The following is a 16,923-nucleotide window of genomic DNA, read 5'->3' on the forward strand; positions in this document are numbered from 1 at the left end:
AAAAACGGCCGTATAATCGCTATACGGCCGCCTGATTATCGGTACAGAGCGGTAGGCGAGGCTCGAACTCGTGACCCTCAGCTTGGGAAGCTGATGCTCTACCAACTGAGCTACTACCGCATTGCGAACGCGAATATAGCTATTATTTTTCTGTAAGCAAGGTTTTCGGGAGAAAAATTAAGGCAATCGTATCCAAATTGTCATTTTGACACTTTGTAATCGAAACTTCCGGAGAATCGATTATTTCGAGACAAGGTACGGCTTGCTTCCAAATTTGAGAATATTTTTTCACAACAACCTATCAGACAGATCACTATGGATTTTAGCCGGTTCATGCTAGCGAGAAATCTCCTCTCCTGCTGGTCGCGGACGGACAAACCAGCGACTTTTCATCCGGATATAACAAGCTTTTCACCCGAATACACCCAAGTTTCCGGCCGAAAACAATATGAATCGCGATCGGAAGTAACTTACAACGCCGTCATAAACACCTCTCCGTTGGATCATAAACTCCCCGCAATGCCTATTCATATCCCCGAAAAACGGCAAAATAGGCTATTCCCGCCTTCCTTTTCCCTCTATTTTCGCCTTCCCGCAAAAGGCATCTGTCATCAAAAAACCTTTATTCCTGTCAAAACAATCGAAAAAGAGGTATTTGGGTAACATCAAGGATTGGAAGACTTACATTCCGGCACGGTTTTGCCCCAAGCCTGTTCCGGCTTTTATCTTTATAGAAAAGAAATGATTACCTTTGTATCCGATAATCAAGAAGAGCATGAAAAAGATATTATCTCTATTCCTGCTGGGGATTCTTTCCATATCGGCGATCGCACAGCCCAAACTGAGCGAGGAGGCCCGTATCAGTTTGATGACCAGCGCACCTTACGACGAGGAGGTATTCACCGTGTACGGGCATGCCGCCCTGCGCATATACGATCCCAAGCAAAACATAGATTATATATTCAATTACGGTATATTTGACTTCTCCAAACCTAATTTTATCTACCGGTTCGCGAAAGGAGAGACGGATTATAAACTGGGAGTGGCCGATTTCCAAGACTACGTGATCGAGTACCAGATGCGGGGCAGCGATATCACGGAGCAAGTATTGAACCTTACCCCAGAAGAGAAAGAACATATATGGGATGCCCTGCTTATTAATTACAGGCCGGAGAACAGGGTATACCGTTACAACTTCTTTTTCGATAATTGCGCTACCCGCCCTGCCGCGATCCTGGAAAAGGAGATCGACGGGAGCGTAGACTATCAGTATCCCTATCAATCCCGGACCTTCCGGAATCTTATTAATCATTGTACCCGAAACCATCCGTGGCTCACGTTCGGATGCGACCTGGCGCTGGGCAGCCCCACCGACCGGGAGGCCACCCAACACGAGATGCTCTTCCTTCCCCCTTATCTAAAAGAAGCGTTCGCTAAAGCCACCATCACGAACCCGGACGGCACAATCCGCCCCTTGGTGAGCGAGACTCACGTGATCGGAGCCGGGGAAGCCGATGAACCGGAAAGAGAGATCTGGGATTTATTCACCCCTTTAGTCTGCGCCTGGCTTCTGTTCGGGACCGTTTCAGGACTTACTTGGATCGAATGGCACAAAAAAAGATATTGCCCGTGGGTGGATCTCGTCCTTTTCTCGGCAGCCGGGGCCGGAGGTGTCATCCTTTTCTTTCTTAGCTTTATATCCGTCCATCCCTGCACGTGGCCGAACTGGTCTTTGGTATGGTTACAGCCGCTCGATTTGATCGCTGTTATTTTGTTTTGCGTAAAAAAGCTGAGGAAGGCTGCATATTACTACCATTTTATTAACTTTGCGGCGCTTACGCTGATGTTACTGGGATGGCATTTCATCCCGCAACATCTAAACAGTGCCTTTATTCCGCTTGTAGCCTCGATTTGGGTTCGTTCGGGTTGGGGTGTTTACAGAAAGATATGGAGAATCGGATGAGAAAAATTATAACGTCACTTATCGCTATCCTCGTGGTGACAAACCTTGAGGCGCAACAGCGTACCCCCAAATTGGTGGTATGTATTACCGTGGATCAGCTGAGGGGCGATTATATAGAATACTTTTACAATACATTTGGCGAACGTGGCTTCAAGCGTTTGATGAACGAGGGGTTGGTATATAACAATATCCGCTTCGAGTTCTCGGACATAGACCAAGCCAGCGCGTTCGCGACCCTTTTTACCGGGAGCAACCCTTGCTTCAGCGGTATCGCCGGAGATAAGACGTTTGATTTCGAGAAAGAGAAAGAGGTCTCGATCTTAAATGATCCCGAATATCTAGGTAACTACACGAAAGAGAATTATTCGCCCAAGAATTTATTCAGCTCCACGATCGGCGACGAGTTGAAAATCGCCTCTCAAGGGAGGAGCGACGTATATTCCATCGCCCCGGATGCCGAGAGTGCCATCCTTTCCGCCGGACACGCGGCGAACGGAGCTTTCTGGATGGACAACATCAACGGGAAATGGGCTACCACGACGTACTACAAGGGAATCCCTTGGTACGTAGACCGCTATAATAACGGCCCGGAATCCTTGGCGTCACGCCTGGAATCCATGGTATGGACTCCTACCCTTCCGATGGATAGATACGATGCCTTTCCTTACGTGTTGGACGATCTACCTTTCCGCTATACGTTCAGCGAGAAGTTCGCGAACTGCTATCCGAACCTGAAGACCTCGCCGTTCATCAATAAGGAGATCAATCGCTTGGCCCTCCAGTTCCTGGAATACGGAGGGTTTGGCACACGCAGCTGCCCGGATATGCTGTCGATCACGTACTACGCCGGTAATTACCGGGGAACGATGAGCAAGGAATACACCCGGGAGATTCAAGATACGTATTACCAACTCGACCAAGACATTGAGAAGCTGTTGGATACCATCGACAAGAAAGTGGGCTTGGCCAATACATTGGTAGTCTTCACCGGTTCCGGTTATTACAAAAGCGAGGAGTCCTATCCGGACGGTCTGATGGTGAATGGAGGCGAGTTCCACCCGAAACGTTGCGTGGCCCTGCTTAACATGTACTTGATGGCCATTTACGGCCAACATACCAGTTGGGTACAGGGATACTACGACAACCAGATCTATTTGAACCGAAAGGCGATAGAAGATGCCAAACTGGATCTGACAACTTTACAGAACAAGGCCGCCGAGTTCATACAGGAATTCAGTGGCGTACAACTCGTCACCACGGGTAGGAGCTTGCTTACGGGCGACTGGAACGAGGGAACCGCCAACTTCCGTCAAGGCACGCATCATCTGAGACGGGGCGACCTGATCATCGAGCTGCAACCCGGCTGGAAAGTAAACCTCGACAATCCGAAAGAAAAAGTCAAGATCATACGCAATAACGCGGTTATCACCCCGCTGGTATTTATGGGCAACGGGTTGAAGCCCCAACATATCTACCGCGAAGTCAAGGCTACAGAGGTAGCCCCCACGATAACCCATGTGCTGAGAATCCGGCCACCCAACGCTGCGCGAAGCTTGCCGCTCTGGGAGCTGACAACCAGATAATAGAGACTTGATCCTTAAAAGTTGATAATTGTCAGGGGTTGTGTGGCTCTTTCTTTATTTATTATTATCGAATTATTCAAACAACAAAGTAATAACAGACGATAGTTGCTCAACTATCCATTAACATAAGAATCATGGGATTTAATGAGTTTATGACGAAGCTGTTCGGCAATAAGTCGCAGCGCGACCTTAAGGAAATCACGCCTTACGTAGATAAGGTAAAGGCCGTATATCCGTCAATCAAGGCACTCTCGAACGACGAGTTGCGAGCGAAGACAGATGAGATCAAACAACGTATCCAAGACTACGTAGCCGAGGAGAAAGCGCAAGTGGAAGCGCTTCGCGAAGGCATCGAGGATAAGGAACTGGAAGAACGAGAGGCGATCTGGACCGAGGTAGATAAAATCGAGAAAGCCATCACGGACAAGATGGAAGTGATACTGGAGCAATCCTTGCCCGAGGTATTCGCCATCATGAAAGATACGGCCCGCCGTTTCGCCGAGCATGAGGAGGTGGTAGTTACCGCTAACCCATTCGACCGGGATCTGGCCGCTCGCTTCGACTTTGTCCGCATCGAAGGCGATAAGGCGATTTACGCGAATCACTGGAAAGCCGGTGGAAACGAGATCACTTGGGATATGATCCATTACGACGTTCAGCTGTTCGGTGGCGTCGTTCTTCATAAAGGCAAGATCGCCGAGATGGCGACCGGTGAAGGCAAGACCTTGGTGGCTACCCTTCCGGTATTCTTGAACGCCTTGACACGTAACGGCGTACACGTGGTAACCGTGAATGATTACTTGTCAAAACGTGACTCCGAGTGGATGGGACCGCTTTATATGTTCCACGGACTTTCCGTAGACTGTATCGACAAGCACCAGCCGAATTCCGAGGCTCGCCGTAAGGCTTACGAGGCGGATATCACGTTCGGCACGAACAACGAGTTCGGTTTCGACTACTTGCGCGACAATATGGCGATCAGCCCGAAAGACTTGGTACAACGCAAGCACAACTACTCCATCGTCGATGAGGTGGACTCCGTATTGATCGACGACGCTCGTACGCCGTTGATCATCTCCGGACCGATCCCTCGCGGAGAGGAACAATTGTTCGAGCAATTCCGCCCGAACGTGGAGGTTGTCGTGAACGCGCAGAAAGATCTTTGCTCCAAATTATTGATCGAGGCCAAGAAGAAAATGGCTAGCGACGACCCGAAGGTCGTGGAGGAAGGAACAGTCCAACTATATCGTTCCTATAAAGGACTCCCGCGCAACAAGGCGTTGATCAAGTTCTTAAGCGAGCAAGGTATAAAGGCCCAAATGTTGAAGACGGAAGAATATTTCATGTCCGAGAACATGCGCCATATGCACGAGGCAACCGATGAGTTGTATTTCGTGATCGACGAGAAGAACAACAGTATCGAATTGACGGATAAAGGTATCGACCTATTGACCGGCAAGACGGACGACCCGACATTCTTCGTACTCCCCGATATCACTTCCCAATTATCCCAATTGGAGAATATGACCGGAACCGAGGAGGAGAAACAGGCTCAAAAGGATGAAATCTTGGCGAACTATTCCGTTAAGAGCGAGCGTGTACATACCATCAACCAATTGTTGAAAGCTTACACCTTATTCGAGAAAGATGATGAGTACGTGGTTATAGACAACAAGGTCCTGATCGTCGACGAGCAGACGGGCCGTATCATGGACGGACGCCGTTATTCCGACGGCCTGCACCAAGCGATCGAGGCTAAGGAACGTGTAAAGGTAGAGGCCGCTACACAAACATTCGCCACGATCACCTTGCAGAACTACTTCCGTATGTACCACAAGCTATCCGGTATGACCGGTACGGCGGAGACGGAAGCAGGCGAGTTTTGGGATATCTACAAATTGGACGTGGTGGTGATCCCGACCAACCGGCCGATCGCCCGTAACGATATGAACGACCGAATCTACAAGACAAAACGTGAGAAATACAACGCGGTTATCGAGGAGATCGTTCGGCTGACGGAGGCAGGCCGCCCGGTATTGGTGGGTACGACATCCGTAGAGATCTCCGAGTTATTGAGCCGTATGCTTACGATGCGTAAGATCCAGCACAATGTATTAAACGCGAAGTTGCACCAGAAAGAGGCCGAGATCGTGGCCTTGGCAGGTCAGAAGAGTACAGTTACGATCGCTACCAACATGGCCGGTCGCGGTACCGATATTAAGCTATCTAAAGAGGTTAAGGATGCCGGCGGTTTGGCGATCATCGGTACGGAACGCCACGAGAGCCGCCGGGTAGACCGTCAGTTACGTGGTCGTGCCGGACGTCAGGGAGACCCGGGTTCCTCCGTATTCTTCGTATCACTGGAAGACGACTTGATGCGTTTATTCGCTTCCGAAAAGATAGCCGGCTTGATGGATAAGCTGGGTTTCAAGGAAGGCGAGGTTTTGGAGCACAATATGTTGAGCAAGTCCGTAGAACGTGCCCAGAAGAAGGTAGAGGAAAACAACTTCGGTATCCGCAAGCGTCTGTTGGAATACGACGACGTGATGAACTCACAACGTAACGTGATCTACACCCGTCGTCGCCATGCCTTGATGGGAGAGCGTATCGGCCTGGACGTATTGAACACGATTTTCGATACCTCTACGGCTATCGCCGATCAACACGCCGAGGACTTCGAGGGCTTCAAGCTGGAATTGTTCAAGACATTCGCCATGGAAAGTCCGTTCACGGGAGACGAATTCAAAGGCATGAAACCGGAGCAACTCGTAGAGAAACTGTTCGAGGAGGCATTGAAGACGTATAAGCGCCGTATGGAGCGTATGACGCAGGTCGCTCATCCGGTTATCAAGCAAGTATACGAGAATCAAGGAGCGATGTACGAGAACATCATGATCCCTATCACGGACGGCAAGCGCATGTACAATGTATCTTGTAACCTGAAAGAGGCTTACGACACGGAGTGTAAGGCTATCGTTAAATCCTTCCAAAAATCAATCGTATTGCATATGATCGACGAGGGATGGAAAGAGCACCTACGCGAGATGGACGAGTTACGCCACTCCGTACAGAACGCGAGCTATGAGAACAAGGATCCATTGTTGATCTACAAACTTGAGTCTTACAACCTGTTCAAGACGATGGTAGACAACATGAACCGTAAGACAGCCGCTATCTTGATGCGTGGCCAGATCCCGGTGCGCGAGGAGCCGACCGAGGAGCAAATCCAAGCCATGCGGGCCCGTCAAGCGGCCGTAGCCCAGCAAGCCGCCCAAGCGATCGCCGAGGGAAGAGCCCGCCAACGTATCGCCGTACAAGAGGCTGCCCCGGAGAGACACGAGGATATGAGCCGTTACCGTGCGGAGAAAACAACCTTGAGCGGAAACAACGCCCAAGCCGGGGCACCCCAGCCGAAGCAAGCTCCGGTTCGTGCCGAGAAACGGGTAGGGCGCAATGATCCATGCCCTTGCGGAAGTGGCAAGAAGTACAAAAACTGCCACGGACAAGGTTTATAATAGACCCATCGAGTCTTTCATTCGTAGGGATTGCTTGCGGCAATCCCTTTTTTTATGTTTTCTATTTTTATTGTTTTCTAAAAAACGTAAAATATCTTGGCGACTTTTCCCGCACACCCTAACTTAGCGCATCCAATCAATTAAATTTAATAATTATCATGAAAAAAATTGTTTTATTAGTGGCTTTATGCCTATGTGCGGGAGACCTATTCGCGCAAGATGCTGACAAATTAAGAGATGAAGGTGACGCTGCTCTGAAAGCAAAAGATTACGCTACCGTCGTAGCAAAATACGGCGAATACCTAAAACAAAACAATTACCAAGACACGGCCCGTATCTTCAATTGCGGATACGCCGCTAATCAAGCGAAGAACTACACCGAGGCCGCCAAGTACTTCGACATGGCCGTTAAGATGAACTACAACGTAGACGACTCGTATGTAGGCGAGGCTATGGCTTACCGTAACTTAAACAAGACAGAAGAATTCCTGGCTACGGTAAAAGAGGGATTAAAAGTGATTCCCGATGGAAACAAGAACAAGACCAACCTGGAAAAGCTGCTTTACGGTTACTGCATCAAACAGGGACAAGCCGCCCAAAAGAAGGGAGATCTGGCAGGTGCCGAGAAAATGTACAAAGAGGTCCTAGCCGTATCGAACAAGGACTACCAGAGCAACGCTTACTACAGCCTTGGCGCCATGTCGTACGGCAACGGAGCGAAGATATTACAAGCCGCTACCCCGATCGCCACTTCCGATCCGGATAAATACAACGCCGAGAAGGCAAAAGCCGACAAAGACTTCAAGCAAGCGAAAGAATATTTGACAAAGGCTGTCGAGCTCGACCCGAAAGACGAGAACTCCAAGAAGATCCTCGCTTCTATCAACGACATCCTGAAATAAGAAGGAAGTTAAAGTTTGACTGCTTTTTGGGCGCAGGGGGAAATGACCGTGGATAGTTTTCTCCCCCTGCGCTCTTTTTCACCGCCTAATTGCCGGGCACAAATATATACGGGCCCTTCTTGATTCTCGTCCGCTTATTTGAAGAAGAAGCGGAAGATGTCGTTTCCATTCGCGTAGATCAATAGAGCGAACAGGATGAACATACCTGCCATTTGGGCGTACTCCAGGAATTTATCGCTCGGTTTGCGACGGGCCACCACCTCATAGATCAAGAACATCACGTGTCCGCCATCCAGAGCCGGAATGGGTAAGATATTCATGAATGCCAAGATGATCGACAGGAAAGCCGTACGTTCCCAGAAAATCCGCCAGTCCCAGACAGACGGGAACAACCCGCCGATCGTACCGAAACCGCCTAGACTGGAAGCGCCCTCTTTCGTAAACACATATTTCATGTCGTTCACATATCCCTTCAACGTGTTAATACCTAACTCGACACCGGCGGGGAACGACTCGAAAAAGCCGTATTCGCGGGTCACGGTCTGATAGAGATCCGCGGGCGACATCACCGCTACGCCAATTTTCCCGGCCGAGTCCGTCTTCAGGGTCAACGACTCCAACCGGCCGTCCCGGTAGAAATCGACGGTCACCTCCTCACCCTTATTCTTTGACAATAACCCGGAGGCATCATAAAACGTCGGGGTAGCCACACCGTTGATAGCCACCACGCTATCCCTCGGCCGCATGCCGGCGAGAGCCGCCGGGGCATTCTTGTCGGGAAGCTCGCGGACGACCATCGGGATACGCAAAGGATCGGCAAAGCCTTTCCCGTCGCGCATGCAACGCTGCATCATATCCTCCGGTATGGGGATCACGGTCTCTTTCCCGTCGCGGAGCACCGTCACGGTCTTCGCCTCCACCACCTTGCGAAAACAGTCGCTACCGAAACGCTCCAACTCCTCGTCGTCCGCTCTCAGCAAGATATCGCCGTCCTGAAAACCGACGTTCCGGAACGTCTCGCTGTAATTCATACCCATCTTCATGTTCTTCAAGGGCAAGTACGTATCGCCCCACGTAAACAAGACCATGGAATAGATAAACAAAGCCAGCAAGAAGTTGAGCAACACGCCCGCTATCATAATCATCAAACGCTGTCCGGCCGGCTTGGAGCGGAACTCGTAGGGCTTGGGCGGTTGAGCCATCGCCTCCTTGTCCATACTTTCGTCGATCATACCGGAGATCTTGCAATATCCTCCCAACGGGAGCCAGCCTACACCATACTCCGTGTCACTGTTTTTCGGCTTATGCTTAAAGAGCGAGAACCACGGGTCGAAGAACAGGTAGAACTTCTCTACCCGCACCTTGAAAATCCGGGCGAAGATAAAATGCCCGAACTCGTGGACAATCACCAGTATCGATAAGCTCAAGATGAGCTGTAACGCCTTAATCAAAAAAGTTTCCATCTACTATTGTTTGTTCTGTTTTAAATGATCTCAAAATAACTCGGCCGCCAACCGCCTGGCCTCGGCGTCAGTGGCCACGTAATCCTCATACGAGGGATTGGCGATAAACGAGGCTTTCCGCATAGCCCGCTCGATCACGTCGCTCATTTGCAAGAAACCGATACGGTCTTGCAGGAAGGCGGCCACCACCACCTCATTGGCGGCGTTCAGCACACAGGGCATATTTCCTCCTTGACGGGCCGCCTCGAAAGCGAAAGCCAAGTTGCGGAAGCGCCCCATATCCGGTTCCTCGAACGTCAGGGTCGAATATCGGTTGAAATCCAAGCGGGGCGCCATGCTCCTCATACGTGTCGGGAACGAGAAAGCGTAGGCGATCGGCAATTTCATGTCGGGTATTCCTAACTGGGCGATCACGGCGCCATCCTCGAATTGCACCATCGAGTGGATCACCGACTGCGGGTGCACCACTACCTGTACCTGATCCGGCGTGACATCGAACAACCATTTCGCCTCGATCATCTCGAAGCCCTTGTTCATCATCGAGGCCGAGTCTATCGTGATCTTCGCCCCCATCGTCCAGTTCGGATGCTTCAAGGCCTGCGCCTTCGTCACGGCAGCCAGCTCCTCCAGCGTCTTCCGCCGGAACGGGCCGCCGGAAGCTGTCAGCAAGATCTTCTCGATCGGATTATCGTACGCACCTGTCAAACATTGAAAAATGGCCGAATGTTCCGAGTCCACCGGCAAGATAGGCACCTTATGCTCGGCGGCCAGCTTCATGATCAGCTCGCCGGCCACTACCAAAGTTTCCTTATTCGCCAAAGCGATCGCCTTTCCCGCCTCAATCGCGGAGATCGTCGGCCGCAAGCCGGAATAGCCCACCATCGCCGTGAGCACCATATCGATCGGCTCCGACCGCACCATCTGGGCGATAGCGTCGGCACCCGCCCATACCTTGATCGGCAGATCCTCCAAGGCCTCTTTCAGCTCGGGATATTTCCGCTCGTTGGCGATCACCACCACCTCCGGCATATATTTCCGGGCCTGGTTGATCAATAAGTCCACTTGGTTATTCGCGGTCAAGGCATACACCTCGAAAAGGTCGGGATGCTCGCTCACCACCTCCAAGGCTTGGGTCCCGATGGAACCGGTCGAGCCCAATATCGCTAACTGTCTTTTTTTCATGGATTATCAAAAAGCTATATATTCTTCCGGATTCACCGGATTGCCCTTATACCACAACTCGAAATGCAGGTGCGGCCCGGTAGACAACTCTCCCGTATTCCCGACCATAGCGATTGCCTCGCCGGCCACCACATGGTCTCCCACCGCTTTCAGCAGCAATTCGTTGTGCATATAAACCGAGATGAATCCATTCTTATGTTGTACTTGAATTACGTTTCCGTGGTTCGGGTCGAACCCGGTGTAGATCACCGTACCATCCAGCGTAGCCAAGACGCTCTCCTTCGCTGCCGCAGCCAGATCCACGCCATAGTGGTGGACATCCGTCTCATAATGAGAGGTGACCACACCATTCACGGGCTTATAGAAAAAGACTCCATCGGTCGGGACCTTGCCCGGATCGGTCAATACCGATAAATTATATTTCTCCTCTTCCTCGTAATCTTTCACGAAGCCAATCTCTTCCTCGCTACGGGGGATCTCATAGTTAATATCGCTGCTAGCCAAGGAGTCTATCCGGCGGATCGAGTCCAGGGGCATCGTGCCGGAAAGGATTCCGGCCACGTTATCCAGATAGAGGGACTGGATCTCGATCATACGCTCCAACGAATCTGCCCGTAGGGCATTCTGCATGATCTCCTTGCGGACCTCCACATCCAGATAGCCCGGCAAGTAGTTACGAATCGGAGTCTTGACGATGATAAAGGCGGTAAAGGCGATCAAGAAAAAGGCGAACACCGCCAAGGTGACAAACGCCGATAACCGCGAAAGCCGGAAAGACCACACCTCCTCCAACGTCCCCTCATTGATAAAGGAAAGTTTATATTTGAACCGGATCCGGTGCCAAAACGATTTCGTATTCTTCTTTTTCAACCCCTGAGCTTCAATTATAAATTCTCAATTACAAATCAATCAGTCCTTCCGGCAAAGACACTGTAAGGCCGCAAGCCTCATGGTCGGCCTCGGTGATCAACTCCTCCACGGCGGGAATCAACAGCTCCTCGCCCTTATGATCGACACGCAGAAGGACGTTGATTGTCGTCTCATCCACGCCTGTTATCTCTCCTAAATAGCCTTTACACACGTCCGTCACGGTATAACCGACAAAGCGATCCCACGTCACATCCTCCACGAGATCCTCCTCGTCCACGGCGTCTAAAGGATAAAACACCTCCTTGCCCACGAACTTGCGGGCATCCTCCTCGGAATTCACGTCCTCCAGTTTCACCAAGACCACCGTATCGGTCTTATAGCGGGAACCCTCCACAAAGAACGGTACCAAGATACCATCCATCTCGCAAACGATGTACGGATCCTCGGCATCGTCCAGCACATCGCGGTTCGTCACCAACGACAACTCCCCCTTGATGCCATGGGGCTTGGCAAACCACCCGATCTTGAAAACCTCTTCTTCTCTGATCATCACCTAACTCCTTTAGATCCTCGTGATACGTGCCCCGATCCGGTTCAATCGTTTATCGATACCCTGATACCCCCGGTCGATCTGGTCTATATTATGGATCGTACTGGTGCCCTCGGCGCTCATGGCGGCGATCAGCAACGCGATACCCGCGCGGATATCCGGGGAAACCATCGTAGAGCCCCGTAGCTTGAAGCGGTTACCCAGCCCGATCACCGTGGCCCGGTGCGGGTCGCAAAGGATGATCTGGGCTCCCATATCGATTAGCTTGTCCACGAAGAACAAGCGGCTCTCAAACATTTTCTGGTGGATCAGCACGCTTCCCACGGATTGCGTGGCCACGACAAGGAATACACTCAGCAAGTCCGGCGTAAGCCCCGGCCAAGGAGCATCGGCGATGGTCATGATAGAACCATCGATAAACGTATCGATCTCGTAGGAATCGTGCCGGGGGATATAAATGTCGTCTCCTCGCTGCTCCACGGTAATACCCAAGCGGCGAAAGGCGTCCGGGATGATCCCCAGCTTATCATATCCTGTGTTCTTGATGGTGATCTCCGATCCGGTCATGGCAGCCATACCGATAAAGCTACCCACCTCGATCATATCGGGGAGGATGGTATGCTCCGTACCGGAAAGCGACCGTACGCCTTCTATCGTCAACAGATTGGAACCGACACCTGAGATCCTCGCTCCCATGCGGTTCAGCATCGTGGAAAGTTGTTGCAGGTAAGGCTCGCAGGCGGCATTATAGATTGTCGTCACCCCCTCGGCCAGCACGGCGGCCATCAAGATATTGGCCGTTCCGGTCACGGAGGCCTCGTCGAGCAGCATATAGGCGCCTTTCAACTGGCGTGCCTCTATCTCGTACACTTGCCGCCCGGAGTCGTAGCTAAAGCAGGCGCCCAGCTTCTGGATTCCCACGAAGTGCGTGTCCAGCCGGCGTCGCCCGATCTTGTCGCCCCCCGGCTTCGGGATCAGCGCCCTGCCGAAGCGGGCTACCAACGGGCCTACGATCATCACGGAACCCCGCAGGCTACCGCTCTTGCGCAGGAACTCCTCGGTACGCAAATACTCTATATCCACCTCATCCGCCTGAAAGGTATAGGTATCGGCGGACGGATGTTCCACCTTGACCCGCATATCCCGGAGGAGCTGGATTAAGTTATTCACGTCCAAGATATCGGGCACATTGTGTATGGTCACCTTCTCCGGGGTAAGTAATGTGGCGCAGATCACCTCCAACGCCTCATTCTTGGCGCCTTGCGGGACGATCTCGCCGGACAAGTGACAACCGCCTTCTATAACGAACGCGCTCATCTGCCTTTACGCGTAAAGTTTCTTTTGTGGCCGCCACTGTTATTACGGGCCAATATATCACGGCTCTCGGCCAGTTTGTGCTCACCCTCGCTCAATACGATCTTGCCGCCGGATAGCTCGTCCAGATCCTTGAAGATCTTACGGTCGTCCACGCTTTCCTTGTTCCAGGAAAGGAACGATTTCTTCATATGGTTGGCCAGCAGTCGCACGAGCTGGTCTTTCTCCACGCAGGGTTGCAGCTCCGTGGCCTTGCGGATCATGAGCTCCAAGGTTTTTCCGTAATGACGGTAGCGTATACAGTTGTTGTTGTACGGGATACGAGGCGGACGGCTATACAGGTTCTCCTTCTTGATGATCTCGTACGGATAGTCTATATCGAGCTTGAAATCGGCCATGATCGCCAGATGATCCCAGAGGATATGCTTAAAGTCGTTTACGTCACGCAGGTGCGGGAACATGTTTCCCATGATGTTGATAATCGTGTTGGCGCAACGCTTGCGCTCCTCCCGGTCTTGGATGGTAACGCAGTAGTCCACCATATTTTGGATATTGCGCCCGTATTCGGGCAAAGTCAATCTCTTTTCTTCTGTATTGTATTTCATTCTTTACATTTTGTTTATCGCGAAGATAGGCATATTAAATGAGAATTGAAAATTGAGATTCGAAAGTTACCTCTCGTTAGGCTTAATTATCAATTCATAATCTACCACGTCCAGCCACCGCCCGAATTTCAGCCCTACTTTCTCGAAGTGGGATACTTTTTTGAATCCCAGTTTCTCATGCAGCGAGCAGCTGGCCTCATTCCCCTCGGTGATACAGGCGATCAGGGCGTGGCGGCCGCCTGCCCGACATTCCTCGATCAGCCTTTCCATAAGCTGACGGCCGATTCCCTTGCCTTGGTGTCTCGGGGATAAATAAACGGTAGTCTCAAGCGTATATTTATAGGCGGCCTTTTCTTTCCACGCGTGGGCATAGCAATATCCCACGACCTCGTCCTGCTCTACGTACACCAGGTAAGGATAGCTCGCCGAGATCCCGGCTATGCGACGCTCCATCTCCTCCACCCGCAAAGGCTCCGTCTCGAACGTAGCCACGCTATTCGCGACATACTCATTGTATATGTCCGCGATCGCCTTGGCGTCTCGCGGACTCACATCCCGAATCATATCTACTCAGACAACGCCTTGATCACCTCTTGATTCATCTTGCGTACCTCGGCCTCGTTGATCTTTATGACCTTGCGGTCGTAGGTCATAAGGCCGTTCACCTCGCCCTCCACGTCCGTGGTTTGCGTGTAGACAGCGGCGGAGAAGCCTTTCGGAATCATCGCCTTCAACTCCTTGGCGTACTTCACGTACTCGGCGGTCACCTCATCGCTATTCTTGAATTGCACATAGCCCCAGTTGCGTTTGTTCCACCACAAATGGTTCTCCACGGCCAGGCCGATACCGCCATACTCGCCCAATACGTTCACGCGTGCCGGATCGAACAGGTACATCGCCGGGGCCGGGTAATTATGCAAATCCAATATATCGCCGCACGCACGGAAATTACCGCCACTGGCCGGATTCACCAGACGGGAAGGATCGTATGTTTTTGTCCACTCGGCAGCCTTCTCGGTATCGAACTGGCCCCAAGCCTCGTTGAAGGGAACCCATACCACTACGCTAGGGTTCGAGACGCACAGGTCCATGATCTCCTTCCACTCCTTGTAATAATTGCGGACAGACTCTTCGGTACGCTCCTTGTCGGTTCCACCGTTGTACGTATGAGGCGCCCATTGGTTACCCATGTCGCCGCTAGGCATATCCTGCCAAACCAACATACCCTCCTTATCGCAATGATAGTACCAGCGGGCCGGCTCTACCTTGACGTGCTTGCGGATCATGTTGAAACCCCACGCTTTCGTCTTCACGATATCATACAGCAACGCCTCGTCCGTGGGAGCCGTGTAAAGCCCGTCGGGCCACCAGCCCTGGTCGAGCGGGCCATACTGGAACAGGTTCTTGTTGTTCAAGCGCATACGCATGATGCCATTGGCGTCGCGCTCGGCGGATATCTTGCGGAAGGCGGTGTACGATTTCACCTCGTCTACCTTCTTGCCATTCTTTGACAGGCTCACCCTCATATCATATAAATAGGGATTGGAAGGTTCCCACAACGTAGGATTCTGCACGGCCAGGCGTAATTCTTTTCCTTGTACGCCCTTGGCGCCGGCAACCACCCGCCCCTTGTCGAGCAAGCTTACCTCCACGATATCCGGCAGCGGGGAGTCGGAACAAGCCCCGACCGTCACGCTCATCACGCCATTATCGATATCCGGGATCGCCTTGATAGAGGTGATATGCGAGGAAGCGACCGGTTCCAGCCATACGGTCTGCCAGATTCCGGTGACCGGCGTATACCAGATTCCCTCCGGGTCGGCCACTTGCTTGCCGCGAGGCTGGAAGCCTTTATCGCTCGGGTCCCATACACGCACCACCAGCTTATGCGTGCTTTTGCCATCCAGGCAGGGCGTGATATTCAAGGAAAACGGGGTAAAACCTCCCGTGTGGGAACCGATCAAGATATCATTCACGAACACGTCCGCTTTCCAATCCACGGCGCCGAAATTCAACAAGATGTCTTTCCCTTTCCAGGAGGAGGGTACCGTAAAGGTTCGTTTATACCACAACTCATTCTTCTCTCCCACTTCTTTTTGCACGCCAGACAAGGAAGATTCCACGGCGAACGGCACCAAGATATTCCCATCGAAACTCGCCGGCTCCACCTGTCCTTTTGGAAGGATCGCGTATTCCCACTCGCCGTTCAAATTCTGCCAATCCGCACGTTCCAGCCCGGGACGCGGATACTCCGGCAATACATGCCGGGGATCTACTTTCTCAGCCCAATCCGTTTTGATCTTGTCTCCAGCGGGCTTCCACTGCGCCCCGGCGCTACAGGCCATGGCTAACGTACAAAAGGCTAACAATAATTTTCTCATGATATTATTCACATTTTGAATTGATAACACACTTTCAATCGACAAATATAGATATAAATCTCGATTTATAGGCCAGTAAGACAAGAAAACATCAAAACCGCCCACGGTTCTTTCATTTAAAATACCTTCGCTTTCTCAAAAAGGCTCTTATGTTATGGGAGAACGGTTATAGGTAAATCTCATTATCAATAAGGCGCTCAGGTTGTCCTTCTCCTTTCTTTCTGATTCTTTTTATAGGTAAATCGTGACAGCGACATTCCTGAGATCGGTCAAACCAGAAGCCAAGAGGAGCCACAAAACGCTCTTTTAGGTGAGAATATTACCATTTTCAGGCACGAATGGGGACGAAAACCTACACATATAGCCACGCTGGGCGACACAAATACTGCCGTTGGGCATTATAAACTGCCATGAATAGGGTTGTAAACGTAAGCGTCCAAGCACAGCCGGACGAAATTGCAAATCACGGATTCAATGGCTGTTAGCTTCTATCCCCTGATTTTGTTTTCATTAAACATTTAGTATTTATTAGTACTCAAACCCATGTTCATGGGGAGCATGCTGCTGTAATCGGTGCACCCGCGCACGATTTTGG

12 protein-coding genes and 1 tRNA gene are annotated in these 16,923 nt (G+C 51.3%); 4 read left to right on the forward strand and 9 right to left on the reverse strand.

What is annotated here, in order from left to right; all coding sequences use genetic code 11:
• Positions 1–47: 47 nt before the first annotated feature.
• Positions 48–120, reverse strand: a tRNA-Gly gene (locus G7Y39_RS06180).
• 655 nt (positions 121–775) lie between these two features.
• On the opposite strand from G7Y39_RS06180, the gene G7Y39_RS06185 reads away from it, so the two are divergent.
• From G7Y39_RS06185 to G7Y39_RS06200, 4 genes are all read left to right on the forward strand, one after another.
• The gene (locus tag G7Y39_RS06185; protein ID WP_165156109.1) at positions 776–1,963 is read left to right on the forward strand and encodes a DUF4105 domain-containing protein; all 1,188 of its coding nucleotides are present in this window, start codon (positions 776–778) and stop codon (positions 1,961–1,963) included.
• Positions 1,960–3,546: an alkaline phosphatase family protein gene (locus tag G7Y39_RS06190; RefSeq protein ID WP_165156111.1), complete on the forward strand. Its 1,587-nt coding sequence runs from the start codon at positions 1,960–1,962 to the stop codon at positions 3,544–3,546. Before G7Y39_RS06185 ends, G7Y39_RS06190 begins: the two co-directional genes overlap by 4 nt.
• A 134-nt stretch (positions 3,547–3,680) precedes the next feature.
• Entirely contained in the window at positions 3,681–7,061 is a 3,381-nt protein-coding gene (gene secA / locus G7Y39_RS06195) for a preprotein translocase subunit SecA (RefSeq protein ID WP_165156113.1), read from the forward strand.
• Positions 7,062–7,219: 158 nt separating this feature from the next.
• Complete coding sequence (locus G7Y39_RS06200) at positions 7,220–7,963, forward strand: lipopolysaccharide assembly protein LapB (protein ID WP_165156115.1); 744 nt, start codon at positions 7,220–7,222, stop codon at positions 7,961–7,963.
• Between the two features lie 134 nt (positions 7,964–8,097).
• Here G7Y39_RS06200 and rseP read toward each other — a convergent pair whose 3' ends face one another.
• The 8 genes from rseP to G7Y39_RS06240 form a co-directional block, all read right to left on the reverse strand.
• Positions 8,098–9,426 (reverse strand): RIP metalloprotease RseP, encoded by a 1,329-nt coding sequence (gene rseP / locus G7Y39_RS06205; protein WP_165156117.1) that lies wholly within the window; start codon positions 9,424–9,426, stop codon positions 8,098–8,100.
• A 30-nt stretch (positions 9,427–9,456) separates the two neighbouring features.
• The gene (locus G7Y39_RS06210; protein ID WP_165156119.1) at positions 9,457–10,608 is read right to left on the reverse strand and encodes a 1-deoxy-D-xylulose-5-phosphate reductoisomerase; all 1,152 of its coding nucleotides are present in this window, start codon (positions 10,606–10,608) and stop codon (positions 9,457–9,459) included.
• A 6-nt stretch (positions 10,609–10,614) separates the two neighbouring features.
• A complete protein-coding gene (locus G7Y39_RS06215) occupies positions 10,615–11,478 on the reverse strand; it encodes a M23 family metallopeptidase (protein ID WP_165156121.1) in 864 nt (287 codons plus the stop codon).
• Between the two features lie 28 nt (positions 11,479–11,506).
• Positions 11,507–12,028 carry a ribosome maturation factor RimM gene (gene rimM, locus G7Y39_RS06220; RefSeq protein ID WP_165156123.1) on the reverse strand — a complete coding sequence of 174 codons (522 nt, stop codon included), beginning with the start codon at positions 12,026–12,028 and terminating at the stop codon, positions 11,507–11,509.
• 12 nt (positions 12,029–12,040) lie between these two features.
• On the reverse strand, positions 12,041–13,345 hold the full coding sequence (gene murA / locus G7Y39_RS06225) for a UDP-N-acetylglucosamine 1-carboxyvinyltransferase (protein ID WP_165156125.1): 1,305 nt from the start codon (positions 13,343–13,345) through the stop codon (positions 12,041–12,043).
• Positions 13,342–13,947 (reverse strand): DUF4290 domain-containing protein, encoded by a 606-nt coding sequence (locus G7Y39_RS06230; protein WP_165156127.1) that lies wholly within the window; start codon positions 13,945–13,947, stop codon positions 13,342–13,344. The genes murA and G7Y39_RS06230 overlap by 4 nt, the downstream gene beginning before the upstream one ends.
• 66 nt (positions 13,948–14,013) lie before the next feature.
• The gene (locus G7Y39_RS06235; RefSeq protein ID WP_165156129.1) at positions 14,014–14,511 is read right to left on the reverse strand and encodes a GNAT family N-acetyltransferase; all 498 of its coding nucleotides are present in this window, start codon (positions 14,509–14,511) and stop codon (positions 14,014–14,016) included.
• A gap of 2 nt (positions 14,512–14,513) precedes the next feature.
• A complete protein-coding gene (locus G7Y39_RS06240; protein ID WP_165156131.1) occupies positions 14,514–16,328 on the reverse strand; it encodes a glycoside hydrolase family 2 protein in 1,815 nt (604 codons plus the stop codon).
• Between the last annotated feature and the right edge of the window lie 595 nt (positions 16,329–16,923).

The sequence above is a fragment of the Parabacteroides sp. ZJ-118 genome (assembly GCF_011038785.1).
Lineage (GTDB): Bacteria > Bacteroidota > Bacteroidia > Bacteroidales > Tannerellaceae > Parabacteroides.

Bases quoted from the DNA above. Each gene is read 5' to 3' on its own strand.
- G7Y39_RS06185 (WP_165156109.1), top strand. From the start codon at position 776: ATGAAAAAGATATTATCTCTATTCCTGCTGGGGATTCTTTCCATATCG.
- G7Y39_RS06190 (WP_165156111.1), top strand. From the start codon at position 1,960: ATGAGAAAAATTATAACGTCACTTATCGCTATCCTCGTGGTGACAAAC.
- secA (WP_165156113.1), top strand. From the start codon at position 3,681: ATGGGATTTAATGAGTTTATGACGAAGCTGTTCGGCAATAAGTCGCAG.
- G7Y39_RS06200 (WP_165156115.1), top strand. From the start codon at position 7,220: ATGAAAAAAATTGTTTTATTAGTGGCTTTATGCCTATGTGCGGGAGAC.
- rseP (WP_165156117.1), bottom strand. From the start codon at position 9,426: ATGGAAACTTTTTTGATTAAGGCGTTACAGCTCATCTTGAGCTTATCG.
- G7Y39_RS06210 (WP_165156119.1), bottom strand. From the start codon at position 10,608: ATGAAAAAAAGACAGTTAGCGATATTGGGCTCGACCGGTTCCATCGGG.
- rimM (WP_165156123.1), bottom strand. From the start codon at position 12,028: ATGATCAGAGAAGAAGAGGTTTTCAAGATCGGGTGGTTTGCCAAGCCC.
- murA (WP_165156125.1), bottom strand. From the start codon at position 13,345: ATGAGCGCGTTCGTTATAGAAGGCGGTTGTCACTTGTCCGGCGAGATC.
- G7Y39_RS06230 (WP_165156127.1), bottom strand. From the start codon at position 13,947: ATGAAATACAATACAGAAGAAAAGAGATTGACTTTGCCCGAATACGGG.
- G7Y39_RS06235 (WP_165156129.1), bottom strand. From the start codon at position 14,511: ATGATTCGGGATGTGAGTCCGCGAGACGCCAAGGCGATCGCGGACATA.
- G7Y39_RS06240 (WP_165156131.1), bottom strand. From the start codon at position 16,328: ATGAGAAAATTATTGTTAGCCTTTTGTACGTTAGCCATGGCCTGTAGC.